Origin of the sequence: Rhodococcus erythropolis R138, from assembly GCF_000696675.2 — a bacterium.
GTDB lineage: Bacteria > Actinomycetota > Actinomycetes > Mycobacteriales > Mycobacteriaceae > Rhodococcus_F > Rhodococcus_F erythropolis.
In genome coordinates this window covers 2,808,602-2,823,615 of record NZ_CP007255.1, presented here as the reverse complement: position 1 = coordinate 2,823,615, position 15,014 = coordinate 2,808,602, and the positions used below count along the sequence as shown (strand labels likewise).

Below are 15,014 nucleotides of genomic sequence, written 5' to 3'. Positions count from 1 at the left end.
TCAGTTCATCGTGGGGATGACGAAGTGATTGGTCTCTTCCTTCTTGCCGGAAGGCCAACGCTGCGTCACCGTCTTGGTCTTGGTGTAGAAGCGGAAGGAGTCGGGACCGTGCTGGTTCAGGTCACCGAAGCCGGAGCGCTTCCAGCCACCGAAGGTGTGGTACGCGATCGGGACCGGGATCGGCACGTTGACGCCGACCATGCCGACGTTGACGCGAGCGGTGAAGTCACGCGCGGTGTCGCCGTCGCGGGTGAAGATGGAGACGCCGTTGCCGTACTCATGTTCGGTCGGAAGACGCAGTGCCTCTTCGTAATCGGCAGCGCGGACCACCTGAAGGACAGGTCCGAAGATCTCTTCCTTGTAGATGCGCATGTCCGAGGTGACGTTGTCGAACAGGGTTGCGCCGGCGAAGAATCCACCTTCGTGGCCTTCGAGGGTGAAGCCGCGGCCGTCGACGACTGCCGTTGCGCCTTCGTCGATGCCGATCTGCACGTAGTTGTTGACGCGGTCGAGGGCATCCTGGCAAACGAGCGGTCCGAAATCGACGCCTTCGTCGTCACTGCGACCGATCTTGAGCTTCGCGACGCGCTCCTTCAGCTTCGCGACAAGAGCGTCCGCGGTCTCCTCGCCGACGGGAACGGCAACCGAGATGGCCATGCAACGCTCACCGGCACTGCCGTAGCCTGCACCGATCAGGGCGTCGGCAACCTCGTCGAGGTCGGCGTCCGGCATGACGATGGCGTGGTTCTTGGCGCCACCGAAGCACTGTGCGCGCTTGCCGTGAGCTGCGGCCGTCTCGTAGATGTACTGAGCGATCGGCGTGGAGCCGACGAAGCCGACAGCCTTGATGCGATCGTCGGTGAGCAGGACGTCGACAACTTCCTTGTCACCGTTGACCACGTTGAACACACCCGCAGGCAGTCCGGCTTCGAGGAACAGCTCAGCCAGTCGCAGCGGGACAGAGGGGTCACGCTCGGAGGGCTTGAGGATGAAGGCGTTACCGGCGGCGAGGGCGGGGCCGGCCTTCCACAGCGGGATCATCGCGGGGAAGTTGAAGGGCGTGATGCCTGCGACGACGCCGAGCGGCTGACGCATGGAGTACACGTCGATGCCGGTGCCGGCACTCTCGGTGAATTCACCCTTGAGCAGGTGCGGAGCGCCGACGGCGAACTCGATGACCTCGAGGCCACGCTGGATGTCACCCTTGGCGTCGGCGACGGTCTTGCCGTGCTCGGACGAGAGGAGGCGGGCCAGAGAATCCATCTCGGCCTGAGCGAGCTGCAGGAACTTCATCAGCACGCGGGCGCGCTTCTGCGGGTTGTATGCTGCCCACACCTGCTGCGCCTCTTCGGCATTGGCGATGATGGCTTCGGTCTCGGCCTTGCTCGCGAGGGGGACGCGGGCCTGCACCTTGCCGGTGTTGGGATCGAACACGTCCGCAAATCGATCAGATGTCCCGGGAACACGCTTGCCACCGACGAAGTGCGTCAACTCGTGAACCGTCGCATTTTCAACCATTGTGCTAACCCGTTCCTTGCTCGTATGGACCGCCCAGGAGGCAGCAGTGAATATGTCTACCATCCTATAGTTGGATGTCCATGTATGTCTAGAGCCCAAGGGCTGTGCGCCTTTATTAACCGCGGGGGGTTAATAAAGGCGCACAGCGCGGAGCGCGGCTGCCGCTTCCTGCGCGACTACTGCATCGGTGACGTCGTATCCGTCCGATCCCCCACCCGGGCCACCGGACACCGCGACAACCTTGCGTGCCGAGAGATGCACCGCATCGACGCCGACGGCGGCGATTGCCGGGATGTCGTCGACGGTTATTCCGCCACCGGCCATGATCTGGATCCGGCCTGCGGCATGTTCGACCATTCGACCGATCTCGTCGAGACCCTCGCTGCAGGTATCCGCACCCCCGGACGTCAGCACGCGGGTCACGCCCAACTCGATCAGTTCGTCCAGCGCGGTCAGACGGTCGGCCACCACGTCCATCGCACGATGTACCGTCACCTCGACCCGCGCACGGTCCATGCATCCGATGATGCGACGCAGCACGACGGTGTCGATCGTATTGTCTTCTGTCAGTGCGCCGATCACGACGCCGGAAGCTCCTCCGGCCACGGCAGCAAGTACGTCGTGCTCCATCACCCACACTTCGTCGGGTGAGAACACGAAACCTCCGGCGCGCGGACGGATCAACGGGTGAACCGCGATCCCCACTTCCGACGCAGCCTCGATCACTCCGATGCTGGGCGTCAATCCCCCCGTCGGGCCGAGTGCCGCACACAACTCGACTCGAGTCGCTCCCACCGAACGCGCGATCCTCGCCCCCCGCACGTCCTGCACAGCCAGCTCCAGAACCGTCATGTCAGAAGGACTGCCACGACGGCTTGTGTTCGAGCGCATACCGGTAGTAGTCGGCAAGTTTGAGCGAACTGGCAGCAGCTTCGTCGATCACGACGGTGACATGGCGATGCAATTGCATCACCGAAGCCGGGCAGAACGCAGACAACGGACCTTCGACGGCAGCGGCGATCGCATCGGCCTTCCCTTCTCCGGTCGCGATCATCACCAGATGCCGTGCATCGCTGATGGTTCCGAGACCCTGGGTCAGCACGTGGTGTGGGACGTCGTCCACCCCGTCGAAGAACCGTGCGTTGTCGATCCGGGTCTGCTCGGTCAGCGTCTTCACGCGAGTTCTCGAGGTCAACGACGATCCGGGCTCGTTGAAGCCGATGTGACCGTCGGTGCCGATGCCGAGCAACTGCACGTCCACTCCCCCGGCCGCCGCGATGCTCTGGTCGTATCGTGCGATCTCTTTCTCCGGGCACGGTGCTTCACCGTTGGGACTCGACACCATCGCCGGATCCAGATTGACGTGATCGACGAACTCCGACCGAATCACCGAGTAGTACGACTCCGGATGGCGTTTCGGCAATCCCAGGTACTCGTCGAGCAGAAACGCCCGAGCCAGCGAGAAGTCGAGTTCGGCATCGCGATGCCTCGCTGCCAGTTCACGATAGGTTCCGATCGGCGACGACCCCGTTGCAAGTCCAAGCGTCGTCGCCCCGGCTCTGACGTAGCCTTCGACGATGTCCGCGACGGTCGAGTCGACCTCCGCGGGTGTCGGCTGAATTACGATTTCCATGATTGTTCCTTTCCGGCGGCTTTTCCGCCGAGTAGTACACGCCCCAGGCGCAAGTGACGATCGGTGACAAGGATGTCGGCTCGGCAGCCCACGGCCAGCGATCCGATCAGGTCGCCAAGCCCCAGCAGACGCGCAGGGCTCCGAGTTGCCGCTGCGACAGCGTCTTCCAGCGCGACGCCGCCGTCGAGGACAGTGCTGCGAAGCACGTCGAGCAATCTTGCAGTCCCTCCGGCGATGGCACCGGAACTGCCGTCGGTGGTCGCGAGTCTTGCCACTCCGTCGGCAACCGTGACGTCGAGCGCACCGAGTTGGTAGTCGCCGTCGTCCATTCCGGCCGCGGCCATCGAATCACTGACCAAGGCGATCTGGTCCGGTCCGACAGCGTCGAAGACCATCGACACGGTCTCGGGCGCAAGATGCACACCGTCTGCGATCAGTTCCACCACCATCTCGCCTCTCGCGGCAGCCGCCAGGCACGCCGCGACGGGACCCGGAGATCGATGGTGCAGGGGCGGCATCCCGTTGAAGAGGTGGGTTGCGCTGATCTGACCGGCCCAATCCCCTTGCACCGCAGCATCGATGCGCGCCGATGTCGTTGCCGCGTCCGCATCGGTGTGACCGAAACTCGGCACGATATTGCGATGACGCATGATCGCGAGCAACTCTTCGAAGTTCTCGGTCTCGGGCGCCAAGGTCATGGACCGCACGGTCCCCCGCGCAGCGTCACAGACGGCTTCGAGAAGGTCCGGATCGCCGGGCACGATCGCCGCCGGATCCTGGGCACCGCAGCGAACGCCGTTGATGAACGGCCCCTCGAGGTGGATACCCAGAAGTTCTCCGCGTTCGACCAGATCGGCGAGCATCGTTGCTTGTCGGACCAGATCTGCGCGCGGTGCAGAGACCAGGCTGGCCAGCATTCCGGTCGTGCCGTGCTCACAATGGTGCGCCGCAGCGCGGCTCGCACCATCGGCGTCGGTGTTCGGGAAACCAGCACCAGCTGCGCCGTGGCTGTGGACATCGATCAGGCCGGGCATGATCACAGTGTCGGTGCGTTCCGGAATGACGACGACCGGTGCGGACGCCACGTAGTCCGCAGCCGAGCCGACCCAGCTGATCTTCTCACCGTCCGCGACCACAACTCCGTCGTGAATCTTGCCGATCGGAGATCCGATCACCGTTCCCCGCAGTACGAGCCGATCGCCGACAGCAGCCGAGCCTGATGTACTCATGCTGACTCGCGAATCCGCGCGACAGCTGCTCTACCCTCGAGCGGGTTTCGCGCGCCCCGCGCCGCAGCGGCCATGTCCTTGCACACCGCCAGATCGAGAGAGGCCAGTTTCGCGCGAACTGCACCCAATGCCGGGACCGACATCGACAGACTCGTCACGCCCAAACCGACCAGAACCGGAGCCAACAGCGGGTCCGACGCGGATTCTCCGCACACACCAACAGGTTTCCCGGCGTCGGCGCCCGCCTGACCGACCATCGCGATCAGATCGAGGACCGCCGGCTGCCACGGATCGAGCAGTTGCGCCAGGCCTCCGGCCATACGATCCACGGCGCAGGTGTACTGGCTCAGATCGTTGGTGCCGATACTGACAAAATCGAGGTGCTCGAGGATATCCTTCGCTCGCAACGCTGCAGCTGGAATCTCGATCATTGCTCCGACCTTGCCGATCCCCCGCGAACGCGCAAGTTCTGCAAAGTCTTTCGCCTCGTCGGCAGTGGCTACCATCGGCGCCATCACCCACAGATCGGCGCCCGTCGCGTTGCCTGCCGCCGCGAGGGCGTCGAGCTGACTGATGAGTGTGTCGGGATAGACCGTGCCGACACGGAGCCCGCGGACACCAAGGGCCGGATTCTCCTCGACCCCGAGATCGAGAAACGGCAACGGCTTGTCCGAACCCGAATCGAGAGTGCGGACCACCACCTTCTGTCCGGCGAAGTGCCCGAGCACCGACGCATACGTCTGCGCTTGCTCCTCCACCGAAGGTGCGTCGTGGCGCCCGAGATACGAGAATTCGGTACGGAACAGTCCGACGCCCTCACAATCCGCCGCCCCGGCCCGCGCGGCGTCCTCGAGGGTTCCGATGTTGGCCGACAACCTCACCGCAAACCCGTCACGCGTGCGTCCTGGACCATGTGCCGAAGCTGACTGCTCTGCCACGAACGATGCTTCGAGGACAGCGCGCTCGCGCATTTCTGCCGAGGGATCGATGGTGACCGTCCCGGTGGTGCCGTCGAGGATGAGGAGTTTTCCCTCCGCGAGCAGATCGGTTCCCGAGCAGTTGACCACGGCCGGGATTCCGAGCGACTTCGCCAAGATTGCGGTGTGGCTGGTCGGACCTCCTTCGGCAGTCAACAATCCGACCACGTCACTGTTGCCCAACGTCGCTGTATCTGCCGGAGCGAGGTCGCGCGCCACCAGGATGTACGGATGACCGGGAGCGGGGATTCCGGGCATCGGTTCCCCGCGAAGAACGGCCACGGCTCGCTGCCCGAGATCGCGCAAATCCGTTGCCCGCTCGGCCATGTACCCACCGAGCGCCGTGAGCTTTTCACAGAATGCGTCGAAGGCAACTGCGACGGCGTGTGCGGTCGGCAACCCCGATTCCAGGTTCGCCTCGGCCGCCTTCACGATGCCCGCATCGCGCGCCATCGCAGCCGACGTCGTCAGGATCTCTGCCGACACGCCCTCGACTGTCTCTGCACGCGAGAGCAGTTCCTCCGCGACGGCGTCCAGTGCCTCACGGATCCTGATCAGCTCCGCCTCGGGACTGCCGGTGATCGGGTCCGACGCCGAAGTCGGCTCAGGCGTGGAGAATCGCAACCACGGCGCACAGACCGAACCCGCGCTCACTCCGATACCCGCGATGCGGTTGTCCACACTCGCCGTCATCAGGCTTCGTCCAGTTCGGAGGCGAGAAGCTCTGCGAGCGAACCGACCGCAGCATCGGCGCCGTCACCGTCAGCACGCAACGTCACCGAATCCCCAAATGCGGCTCCGAGAGTCATGACAGACAACATGCTGGAGGCGTCGACGGGTTCGCCGTCGCCCAGCGAGATGGTGACGTCGACCGGCAGGTCGGCCGCGGCGCGCGCGAAGAGCGCTGCGGGTCGTGCGTGGAGCCCGACTCGGGATCCGATTGTCGTGGTTGCGATCGCCATGGTCAGCGTCCTCCCAGTTCCTTGTCGAGCTTGTTTTCCAGTTCGGCGACGAGCGGGGCGTCGGTGCGGCTGTCACCTTCGGCAGCCAGTGCCAGTTCGGCCTCGAGCAGCGCGGCGTCGGGCTCACCTGCGGCCACCTCGACCTCTTCTTCTCGTCCCGGCGTGCGCAGATTCCACTTCTTGATGACGAAGCTGAAAAGGAAGTAGTAGATCACGGCGTAGCCGAGTCCGATCGGGATCAACATCCATGCGTTGGTTGCCTTGCCGAAGTTCAACACGTAGTCGAAGAAGCCTGCGGAGAACGTGAATCCGTCGTGAATCCCCAGCGCATTGACCAAGGCCATCGACGTTCCGGTCAGGAGCGAGTGGATGACGTACAGCGGCCACGCGACGAACATGAAGGAGAATTCGAGCGGCTCGGTGATACCGGTGAGGAAAGCAGTCAGGCCGGTGGAGAGCATGATGCCGCCGACGAGCTTCTTCTGAGAAGGCTTGGCGTTGCGCCAGATTGCGAAGGCTGCAGCGGGGAGGGCGAGCATCATGATCGGGAAGAAGCCGGTCATGAACGTGCCGGCAGATGGGTCGCCGGCGAAGAACCGGTTGAGGTCACCGCGAACGATCTGTCCGCTCGCGTCCTGGTAGTCGCCGATCAGGAACCACACGGCGGAGTTCAAGATGTGATGCAAGCCGGTGGGGATCAGGAGGCGGTTCGCTGCGCCGTAAATGCCGCCGCCCACAACGGTATTGGAAGCAACTGCTTCACCGACCCAGTTCAATCCGGAGTTGAACAACGGGTACACGAATGCCATCAGGACACCGACGACGAGACCTGTGATCGCTGTCAGAATGGGAACGAGCCTGCGCCCGTTGAAGAATCCGAGATAATCGGGAAGCTTCGTTCGATAGAACCGCTGCCACAAGATCGCCGACAGCAAGCCCATCACGATGCCGGCGAGCACACCGTAGTTGATCAGTGATTGATCCCCGTTCGGGTCGGTCTTCCCTTCGAGGACGATGGGCGACATCGCCTTGAACACTCCGTCGATCACCATGTAGCCGACGACGGCTGCCAAGGCAGTCGAGCCGTCGGCCTTCTTGGCCCAGCCGATCGCGATACCGACGGCGAAGATCAGCGGCAGCCACGTGAAGACTGCTTGTCCTGCCGCAGAGATCACTGCGGCAGCACTGTGCATCGAACTGAATCGCCCGAGCAGGTCGTCCTGGCCTAGGCGGAGCAAGATTCCCGCAGCCGGCAGAACGGCGATCGGAAGCATCAAGCTTCGGCCGAGGCGTTGAACCCCGGCGAACACTTTCGATTCCTTCTTCGGGGTGTCTTCGAGAGTCATCAAGGACCTTCTTCGTTCGCCGGGCCGCGTCGCGATCGGCCGCTGGTTCTGGAAATTCGGGTGTCGTGCACGTGCAGGTTTCGTGAAAATGCAGGTCACGGTTCATGCTCGGAAGTGAGGGCAAAACCGTTTTGTCGAAACTGTTGTGGAGCCGGACTTCCAACGGGTACTGTCCGGTCATAACCAGTTGTAGTTTTACCTGGTGGAGGCGAGTTGTCAACACCCAAATGTGACATACGTAACCGGGATAGCCTTGACCAGCAACTAGTCAGCCCACCTGTACGACCGTTCAACGATCACGACCAACCCGACAATCAGGAGCAGCAAATGTCGAAAGCGGAAGCAATCATCAAGGGCCTCGGCGGCGCAGAGAACATCGTCGAGATCGAGGCTTGCATCACCCGCCTGCGTACCGAGGTCAAGGACGGAGCGAAGGTGAACGAGTCCGCTCTCAAGGCTGCCGGCGCACACGGCGTGCTCAAAGCCGGAACGGTTGTCCAGGTCATCGTCGGGCCCGAAGCCGACACCCTTGCCGAGGACATCGAGGACATCCTGTGACGGTCGTCCTCGCCCCGCTGCCCGGCCGGGTCGTCGCACTCGCGGACGTCCCGGACCCGGTTTTCGCTCAGCAGATGGTCGGCTCGGGCGTCGCGATCGAACCCGCCCGCGGTCAAGGCCCGCTCACGGTCGTGGCGCCGATCAGCGGAAAGATCCTGAAACTTCACCCCCACGCGTTTGTGATCTTCGGCGAGAAGGCCACCGGTGTGCTGGTCCATATCGGCATCGACACGGTCAAGCTCGAAGGCGACGGATTCACGCTCATCGCCGCCGAGGGTGACACCGTCGATGCGGGTGATCCCATTGTCAGCTTCGATCCAGCGCACATCGACACGACCGGCTACTCGGCGATCTGCCCGGTTGTCGTGATGGATTCCAAACCGGACACCGTCGAATCCCCTTCCGTCGGTGGGGACGTCGCCACAGGCGACACTCTGTTCGACTGGTCGGCGTAACGCAAAGGGCGAGCACACCGGAAGGTGTGCTCGCCCTTTCGTTTCGAACGATGGCTATTGGTCTCCGCGCGTTTTGGGCCGCGCCTGGCCCTGCACTTCCATCTGCAACTGGTAGCGGTCGGATCGGTACCAACTGCGAGTGTGTTCGACCGGCGCGATCTCACTGAACGACACTCGATCGAAGTACAGAACCGGCGCGCCTTTACGAGTGCCGAGGAGAGTCGCGATCTCCGTACTGGCACCATCTGCACTGACAGTCTGCTCTGCCCGGTCGATCGGCTTGTCGTACTTGTCAGCGGTCGCCCGGTAGATCGAACCCGTCAAGTCCATGTCGAGTAGACCAGGCAACAGTTCCGGATTGAACCAGCCGTCGTCCACACTCACCGGCTCGCCGTCGGCGAGGCGCAAGCGCTTGACGTGATACCCCTCGGAACCCGGTCTCATATTCAGTGCGGCAGCAGTGCTTTCGGGGACCGGCCCCTGCTCACTGACCAGGACCACTGTGGTGGGGTGATGCCCCTGGGCCCTCATCTCCTCGGTGAACGACGCAAGGTGCAGCTTGGACTGGACAGCGCGGTGCGCGACAAAGGTGCCCTTGCCACGCACACGCACGAGGTGTCCGTCATTGACCAACTGGCCGATGGCCTCGCGAACAGTGATCCGACTGACGCCGTAGTCCTGCATCAGGTTTCGCTCGCTGGTCATCAAGTCGCCAGGCTGGAGTTCTTGGGTGCACTTGCGCAGGAGAATGGTGCGCAACTGCTCATGTTTGGGTATTGCGCTGTCGCGCAAATGAACGGGCATCACAGCGACTGTCCCTCCGAGAAATGAATAGTCGTCTATTCGCCGACGATAACGATCTGAAATCGCGGGCAGGTCCCGACCGGACCGGTCCAATTAACGATACTGGAATTCACGGTAGGAAACTAGCATCAGTCCGGAGTTGTCCGATTTCAACCGTCCAACCGTCGGTAGATGGACCGTATTTCGTCCAAGGCGACGTTCTGCTGAGCCATGTCCAATCCCAGTGCCGCCACCGCCTCACGCAGACGGCGGATATCCAGATCGTCTATCGCCGGTCGAAATTGCACCTTCGGTAGCGCGGGGAGGGCAGCAGCGATTCCGAACCAATTCTCGACGTCTACCGGAACAGTCGACTCGTCCTCCACTCCCCCGATCAACTGCTCCAGGTCGACCCCGCGAAGTCTCAGCAACCTCAGCGGATCGGTGTCGATCCGCTCGGCAGTCAAGAACGCCACGGCCGCAGCGTGTTTGCACGGCCAACCGTCATCGGGGCAGGTGCAGTCGAAACGGAAAGCCGACGGGCCGTCCGGTATCAGTTGGGCAGCAAGCATGTCCGGGACAGTGCCGGACACCAGCGCGGCAAGGCTTCCCGGCACTCGGCGGATCTTGGTGATGATGTCGTCGATATCCGATTGATCAAGAGTGTCGATCGACAGCGTGGAAACGAAAGGTTGAAGTTGGCTGCCCTGAACCTCGGCCGTCACCACTCCCGGTTCGATGTCGAGCGCCAAAACCTGACCCGAACGCGCATACGTTCGCCCACGCGTGACACGAGGTTTGTCGCCGATCTCTTCGACGACGCGGACAAAAGCCTTGCCCCAGAACGTTCTCCCGAACGCTGGACGAGGCTTGACCGGCGCAGGTGCCCGCCGCCGGGGCCCGGTGTACTCGCTGAAATCGGGGCCCTTACCGCGCGGACTCATTCGCCCACCGCGTCGTCGCCGAGTCGCAACAACTCGTCCAATTGCTCGACGCTCATCTCCGTCACCCAGTTCTCACCGGTCCCGACTGCAAGTTCGGCGAGTTCACTTTTACTCGCGATCATCGTGTCGATTCGCTCTTCCAAAGTTCCGACGCACACCATCTTGCGGACCTGCACGTTCTTTCTCTGACCGATGCGGAAGACACGGTCCGTCGCCTGGTTCTCTACCGCCGGGTTCCACCATCTGTCGAGGTGAACCACATGGTTGGCCGCTGTGAGATTCAGACCCGTGCCGCCGGCCTTGAGCGAGAGCACCATGATGGGCGGACCGTCTGCGCCTTGGAATGCCTCGACCATCGCGTCGCGCCCGGCCTTGGACACGCCGCCGTGGAGAAACGGAACCTCGGTGGTGAACCGGTCGGCCAGGTACGGCACCACTAATTCCCCGAACTCACGAAACTGTGTGAACAACAGAACCTTCTCGTCGTCGGCCGTGACCGACTCGACGATATCTTCGACCAGGCCAAGTTTTCCCGAACGGTGTTGCCCGCGGCGCATCACCGGCGAACCGTCGCGCAGGAAGTGCGCCGGATGATTGCACACCTGTTTGAGTTTGGTCAGCGCAGACAGGACGGCGCCTTTGCGCTTCATCCCTTCCGTTCCCTTGATCTGCGCCATCATCTCGTCCACCACGGCGCGGTACAACGCCGCCTGTTCCTCACTGAGATTCGCTCGAACCGTCATCTCCAACTTCTCCGGGAGATCCGCGATCACGGAGGGATCGGTCTTGACCCGTCGCAGCACAAAGGGGGACGTGACGGCTCGCAGTCTCGAGACGGCAAGTTGATCTTTTTCCCGCTCGATCGGCACGACAAACCGTTTGCGGAACATCTGCTCAGAGCCGAGTACCCCGCGATTGGCAAAATCGAGGATGGACCGCAACTCGTCCAGCCGGTTCTCCACCGGCGTTCCGGTCAGAGCAACGCGATGGTCCGCAGGAATGCTGCGAGCAGCGCGGGCCTGAGATGTCTTGGCGTTCTTGATGTGTTGAGCTTCGTCAAGCACCACGCGCCGCCAGTCGAGATCCTTGAGCGCCGCGACGTCGCGGGTCATGAGCGCGTAGGTGGTGATCACCAGATCACTCTCACGAACTGCCTGTTCCAACTCCGCCCCGGTAGCGCGATCCGAACCGTGATGAACGTAGACGCGCAAGCTCGGCACAAATCGCGCCGCTTCACGCTGCCAGTTTCCCACGACCGACATCGGGCACACCAAAAGTGTTGCTGTCTTGGACTTCTCGTGCGCAAGTAACGCCAACAGTTGCAGCGTCTTACCCAGACCCATGTCGTCGGCCAGTACCGCGCCGAGCCCGAGGGCACTCATGTACGCCAACCAGTCGAGACCGCGTCGTTGATACGGACGCAAAGTCGCGTTGACCGTCGACGGTACCGCGACCTGCCGCGGAGCTACCGACTGGTCGAGCAGTGCCGAAGCCCATCCGGTTGCCTTCACTTCCTCGACCGGCAGGTCTTTGAGGTCGTCGGCGATCAAATCCTTGATCAGATCGACAATCGCTCGGTCCCCGCTCGAGTGCCGCTGACTGACAAAACGAGCCGCGCGGGCCAGGACGTCTTTGTCCGCCTGAACCCACTCGCCGCGCAACTGGACCAGATCGGACTTCGCATCGACCAGTCGGGTCATTTCCTCGGCGGTGAGCACCTTGTCTCCGAGCGCCAATTCCCAATCGTATTCCAGCAATTGGTCCATACCGACCGTACGATTCTCCGCAACGATCGGAGACGCCGCCGAGGTCACCCGCACACGCAGGGATGGAGACACCACGTTCCAGGCACGCGGAAGCAGCAGCGTGATCCCTCGCTCTCGCAGGACTATCGCGCCGTGTCCGACCAGGTCCATCACGACAGGAGTGGGCAGCAACAGGTCGAGACTGTCCTCGTCGCGCGGCACGTCGCGAAAACGTGGGTAAGCCTTGATCGCCTCTTCGAGTTTGCGGCTACCGAGCTGGATACGTTTGGGATCTGCCCGGTGCAGTCGAACACGTTCGGGCGCTTCACCTTCGGGACGCAAACACACGTGCAGACGCCACAGCGCATCGTCGTCGGGATCGGAATTGTCGTCGAGTTCAGGCTCGATCAGCCGCAGAACCAGGTCCGGCTCTCCGGCGGTGAACGTCGACCCCCATTCGGCGAGTCCCTCGGCCGCTCGTACCGACACGTCGTCGAAAGCGTCCCCGGACAACACGGCCTGCCACAGCGGGGTCTGCACCACCGGATGCGAGTCACCGAGAACACGACGGACGATCGGGTCCGTGAGTTCGTTCGTGATGTCTTCGATCGTCGCCCTCGGCGAGCCGACTGACCGCTGCACCGGCGGCATGGCCACTACCAATTCGCCGATCCAGGCGCGCTGGCGTTCCCCCACCGACAACTGCCACCGCGGCCACCAACTACCCTCGGCTCGCGTCAGCGCCGGCACCACCCGGCCGGCGCGCACCCAACGGTCGATTCCTCGCGCCACGTGCACGAGAAAGTGCAGGTCTCCCGCGATTCGCTGATCGTCGGCCTTGAACCGCAGCAGGAGAGCGACTGCGTCCGGCGGCGCCAACGCAACAGCTGCGTACTCACTCTGCAAAGGCCCGCCAGGCACGGGCGGCATAGCGACATTCACACGATGACGGAACTTACGATGCAGGACAGCACTGACCGGATCTCGCGGATCGTCGGTTCCGGCACCGTCGTGCCCGTCGACCCACAGTTTGAGCCCCGATCCCGGTGACCAGAGTCCATGCAGCATCCGACCATCCAATCAGGTGCCACCGACACCGCTCTTCGACACCACCCTTCCGGACCGTCCTTCCGATCTGGCTGGGCAATAGGCTGGCAGTCATGACGACGGCATACGGCTTCACCGAGTACGGCGGACCCGACACACAGTCCTACTTCGACGTCACCCTGCCCCCACCGGGTGCCGGCCAACTGCTGGTGTCGGTCCGAGCGGCAGGCGTCAACCCAGCTGACTGGAAAGTTCGCGCGGGTACTCGAAAAGATACTGTCCCGGTGACGCTGCCTGCGGTTCTGGGCCGCGAAGTGTCTGGTGTTGTCATCGGAGTAGGTCCGCGGGTCACCGAGTTCGAGGTCGGCGACGAAGTGTTCGGCGCTACCGCTACCGGCTTCGGCGGCTACGCCGCGTCGACATTGCTCAACGTCTCGTCGGCAGCACACAAGCCGCCGACCGTGTCCTGGGCCGATGCCGCGGTGCTGACGGTTGCGGCGGGAACGGCTTACGACGCTCTCCACGATCTCGGGCTCAAGCCCGGAGCGACACTCCTGCTCCTCGGTGCCGGCGGCGGCGTTGGTCGCAGCACGACCGCGCTTGCGGTGTCTCGCGGCATCGACGTCATCGGCGTCGCGAGTGAGTCCAAGCGAACCGCGATCGAGGGAGCGGGAGCACGGTGGGTTGCGTCGGGAGACGCCTTTGCAGGCGAAGTGTCCGCGTTGTCCCCAGGCGGAGTGGACGCGGTTTTCGACCTGGTCGGCGGGGACACTCTCACTCGCGGCGCTGAGCTCGCCCGACCGGACGCGCCGATCCTGAGCATCGCCGATCCTCTGGCGGCGAGCCGACTCGGCGGCGGTGGTGTCGAACGCCGAAGAACTACAGCAGTATTCACGGAGGTCGCGGCGCTCGTGGCCGACGGGACCCTCGACCCGTCCGTGGCCGGCCGTTACCCATTCTCCCGCGCTGGGGAAGCGCTCGCTGCAGTCGAAGACGGCCATTCAGCCGGCAAAGTGGTGATCGAGTTCGGCTGATTTCTGTCGGCCCCCGATGGTTCAATCACGTTCTACGACGGGCGGCGTTGAATCACCGTCTACGACGGGCGGGGGCACAGGTGGTTGCACGGTTATCTGCGATCCTGTCGACGCTCGCGCTCGTATGTCTCGTCGCGTCCTGCGGATGGTTCGGGGACGAGCGTCTCGAGTCGGCCCCGGGCAGCCCGACACGATCGGAGCTCGAATCGCTGCTGTCCCGGACCGCGATTGTCGACAACCGACCACATCCGGGTGGATACGAGCGCGGCTGCGGTAACGGCGAGGCTTGCGTCTTCGGCCCCGCTTGGTCCGACGACCAGGACGCACCAGGTGGCCACGACGGGTGCGATACCCGCAACAACGTTCTGGCCCATGATCTCTCGGACGTGGTGTTCAAACCGGGAACACGTGACTGCGTCGTACTGTCGGGCGCGATGACCGACCCGTACTCCGGTGATCGCATCGAATTCGAACGCAGCCAGGCCAAGTCCGTCCAGATCGACCACGTCTTCCCACTCGCCGCGGCTTGGGACTTCGGCGCGAACTCCTGGACGCCCGCGCTTCGGATGAGGTTCGCGAACGACACGTCACTGAACCTGTTGGCCGTCAACGGCCCCGACAACCAGTCGAAAGGCGACAGCACGCCCAGTGAGTGGTTGCCGCCCGATCCTGCATACCGATGCTTTTACGCCGGCAAGTACTTGACCGTCGCGATTTCCTACGGCTTACCGGTCAGCCGGGCGGATCACTCGGCGTTGACAGAACTCGCCACTCGCTGTTGAG

At 63.2% G+C, this 15,014-nt stretch carries 14 protein-coding genes; 4 read left to right on the top strand and 10 right to left on the bottom strand.

The genetic code is table 11. The features are described 5' to 3' along the window. From H351_RS13230 to H351_RS13200, 7 genes are all read right to left on the bottom strand, one after another. Entirely contained in the window at positions 1 to 1,518 is a 1,518-nt protein-coding gene (locus H351_RS13230) for a CoA-acylating methylmalonate-semialdehyde dehydrogenase (RefSeq protein ID WP_019749207.1), read from the bottom strand. Positions 1,519 to 1,647: 129 nt separating this feature from the next. Continuing rightward, positions 1,648 to 2,370 (bottom strand): copper homeostasis protein CutC, encoded by a 723-nt coding sequence (locus H351_RS13225; RefSeq protein ID WP_029255721.1) that lies wholly within the window; start codon positions 2,368 to 2,370, stop codon positions 1,648 to 1,650. A 1-nt stretch (position 2,371) separates the two neighbouring features. Continuing rightward, positions 2,372 to 3,151: a glucosamine-6-phosphate deaminase gene (gene nagB / locus H351_RS13220; protein ID WP_019749209.1), complete on the bottom strand. Its 780-nt coding sequence runs from the start codon at positions 3,149 to 3,151 to the stop codon at positions 2,372 to 2,374. Further along, the gene (locus H351_RS13215) at positions 3,139 to 4,380 is read right to left on the bottom strand and encodes an N-acetylglucosamine-6-phosphate deacetylase (protein WP_029255722.1); all 1,242 of its coding nucleotides are present in this window, start codon (positions 4,378 to 4,380) and stop codon (positions 3,139 to 3,141) included. Before H351_RS13215 ends, nagB begins: the two co-directional genes overlap by 13 nt. Further along, a complete protein-coding gene (gene ptsP / locus H351_RS13210; protein WP_029255723.1) occupies positions 4,377 to 6,050 on the bottom strand; it encodes a phosphoenolpyruvate--protein phosphotransferase in 1,674 nt (557 codons plus the stop codon). The genes H351_RS13215 and ptsP overlap by 4 nt, the downstream gene beginning before the upstream one ends. Next, entirely contained in the window at positions 6,050 to 6,319 is a 270-nt protein-coding gene (locus tag H351_RS13205) for an HPr family phosphocarrier protein (RefSeq protein WP_019749212.1), read from the bottom strand. The genes ptsP and H351_RS13205 overlap by 1 nt, the downstream gene beginning before the upstream one ends. A gap of 2 nt (positions 6,320 to 6,321) precedes the next feature. Beyond that, on the bottom strand, positions 6,322 to 7,665 hold the full coding sequence (locus H351_RS13200) for a PTS transporter subunit EIIC (protein WP_029255724.1): 1,344 nt from the start codon (positions 7,663 to 7,665) through the stop codon (positions 6,322 to 6,324). 327 nt (positions 7,666 to 7,992) lie between these two features. Here H351_RS13200 and H351_RS13195 point away from each other — a divergent pair, with 327 nt between their 5' ends. Both H351_RS13195 and H351_RS13190 read left to right on the top strand, forming a co-directional pair. Further along, positions 7,993 to 8,223 (top strand): PTS sugar transporter subunit IIB, encoded by a 231-nt coding sequence (locus H351_RS13195; RefSeq protein WP_003941324.1) that lies wholly within the window; start codon positions 7,993 to 7,995, stop codon positions 8,221 to 8,223. Next, positions 8,220 to 8,678, top strand: a complete 459-nt coding sequence (locus H351_RS13190) for a PTS sugar transporter subunit IIA (protein ID WP_019749215.1) — start codon at positions 8,220 to 8,222, stop codon at positions 8,676 to 8,678. The genes H351_RS13195 and H351_RS13190 overlap by 4 nt, the downstream gene beginning before the upstream one ends. A gap of 54 nt (positions 8,679 to 8,732) precedes the next feature. Here the strand turns inward: H351_RS13190 and H351_RS13185 are convergent, their stop codons facing one another. The 3 genes from H351_RS13185 to H351_RS13175 all read right to left on the bottom strand — a co-directional run bounded on the left by H351_RS13185 (position 8,733) and on the right by H351_RS13175 (position 13,218). Next, positions 8,733 to 9,482: a GntR family transcriptional regulator gene (locus H351_RS13185; RefSeq protein WP_019749216.1), complete on the bottom strand. Its 750-nt coding sequence runs from the start codon at positions 9,480 to 9,482 to the stop codon at positions 8,733 to 8,735. 149 nt (positions 9,483 to 9,631) lie between these two features. Then, complete coding sequence (locus H351_RS13180) at positions 9,632 to 10,405, bottom strand: SWIM zinc finger family protein (protein ID WP_029255725.1); 774 nt, start codon at positions 10,403 to 10,405, stop codon at positions 9,632 to 9,634. Further along, positions 10,402 to 13,218 carry a DEAD/DEAH box helicase gene (locus H351_RS13175; protein ID WP_029255726.1) on the bottom strand — a complete coding sequence of 939 codons (2,817 nt, stop codon included), beginning with the start codon at positions 13,216 to 13,218 and terminating at the stop codon, positions 10,402 to 10,404. Before H351_RS13175 ends, H351_RS13180 begins: the two co-directional genes overlap by 4 nt. 92 nt (positions 13,219 to 13,310) lie before the next feature. Here H351_RS13175 and H351_RS13170 point away from each other — a divergent pair, with 92 nt between their 5' ends. Together H351_RS13170 and H351_RS13165 are read left to right on the top strand one after the other, a co-directional pair. Beyond that, the gene (locus H351_RS13170) at positions 13,311 to 14,231 is read left to right on the top strand and encodes an NADP-dependent oxidoreductase (RefSeq protein ID WP_029255727.1); all 921 of its coding nucleotides are present in this window, start codon (positions 13,311 to 13,313) and stop codon (positions 14,229 to 14,231) included. Positions 14,232 to 14,311: 80 nt separating this feature from the next. Next, the gene (locus H351_RS13165; protein ID WP_029255728.1) at positions 14,312 to 15,013 is read left to right on the top strand and encodes an HNH endonuclease family protein; all 702 of its coding nucleotides are present in this window, start codon (positions 14,312 to 14,314) and stop codon (positions 15,011 to 15,013) included. The last annotated feature ends 1 nt before the right edge of the window (position 15,014 follow it).

What these genes read in the sequence shown, in the direction of transcription:
- H351_RS13230 (WP_019749207.1), bottom strand. Translation starts at nt 1,518, where the DNA reads ATGGTTGAAAATGCGACGGTTCACGAGTTGACGCACTTCGTCGGTGGC.
- H351_RS13225 (WP_029255721.1), bottom strand. Translation starts at nt 2,370, where the DNA reads ATGACGGTTCTGGAGCTGGCTGTGCAGGACGTGCGGGGGGCGAGGATC.
- nagB (WP_019749209.1), bottom strand. Translation starts at nt 3,151, where the DNA reads ATGGAAATCGTAATTCAGCCGACACCCGCGGAGGTCGACTCGACCGTC.
- H351_RS13215 (WP_029255722.1), bottom strand. Translation starts at nt 4,380, where the DNA reads ATGAGTACATCAGGCTCGGCTGCTGTCGGCGATCGGCTCGTACTGCGG.
- ptsP (WP_029255723.1), bottom strand. Translation starts at nt 6,050, where the DNA reads ATGACGGCGAGTGTGGACAACCGCATCGCGGGTATCGGAGTGAGCGCG.
- H351_RS13205 (WP_019749212.1), bottom strand. Translation starts at nt 6,319, where the DNA reads ATGGCGATCGCAACCACGACAATCGGATCCCGAGTCGGGCTCCACGCA.
- H351_RS13200 (WP_029255724.1), bottom strand. Translation starts at nt 7,665, where the DNA reads ATGACTCTCGAAGACACCCCGAAGAAGGAATCGAAAGTGTTCGCCGGG.
- H351_RS13195 (WP_003941324.1), top strand. Translation starts at nt 7,993, where the DNA reads ATGTCGAAAGCGGAAGCAATCATCAAGGGCCTCGGCGGCGCAGAGAAC.
- H351_RS13185 (WP_019749216.1), bottom strand. Translation starts at nt 9,482, where the DNA reads ATGCCCGTTCATTTGCGCGACAGCGCAATACCCAAACATGAGCAGTTG.
- H351_RS13180 (WP_029255725.1), bottom strand. Translation starts at nt 10,405, where the DNA reads ATGAGTCCGCGCGGTAAGGGCCCCGATTTCAGCGAGTACACCGGGCCC.
- H351_RS13175 (WP_029255726.1), bottom strand. Translation starts at nt 13,218, where the DNA reads ATGCTGCATGGACTCTGGTCACCGGGATCGGGGCTCAAACTGTGGGTC.
- H351_RS13170 (WP_029255727.1), top strand. Translation starts at nt 13,311, where the DNA reads ATGACGACGGCATACGGCTTCACCGAGTACGGCGGACCCGACACACAG.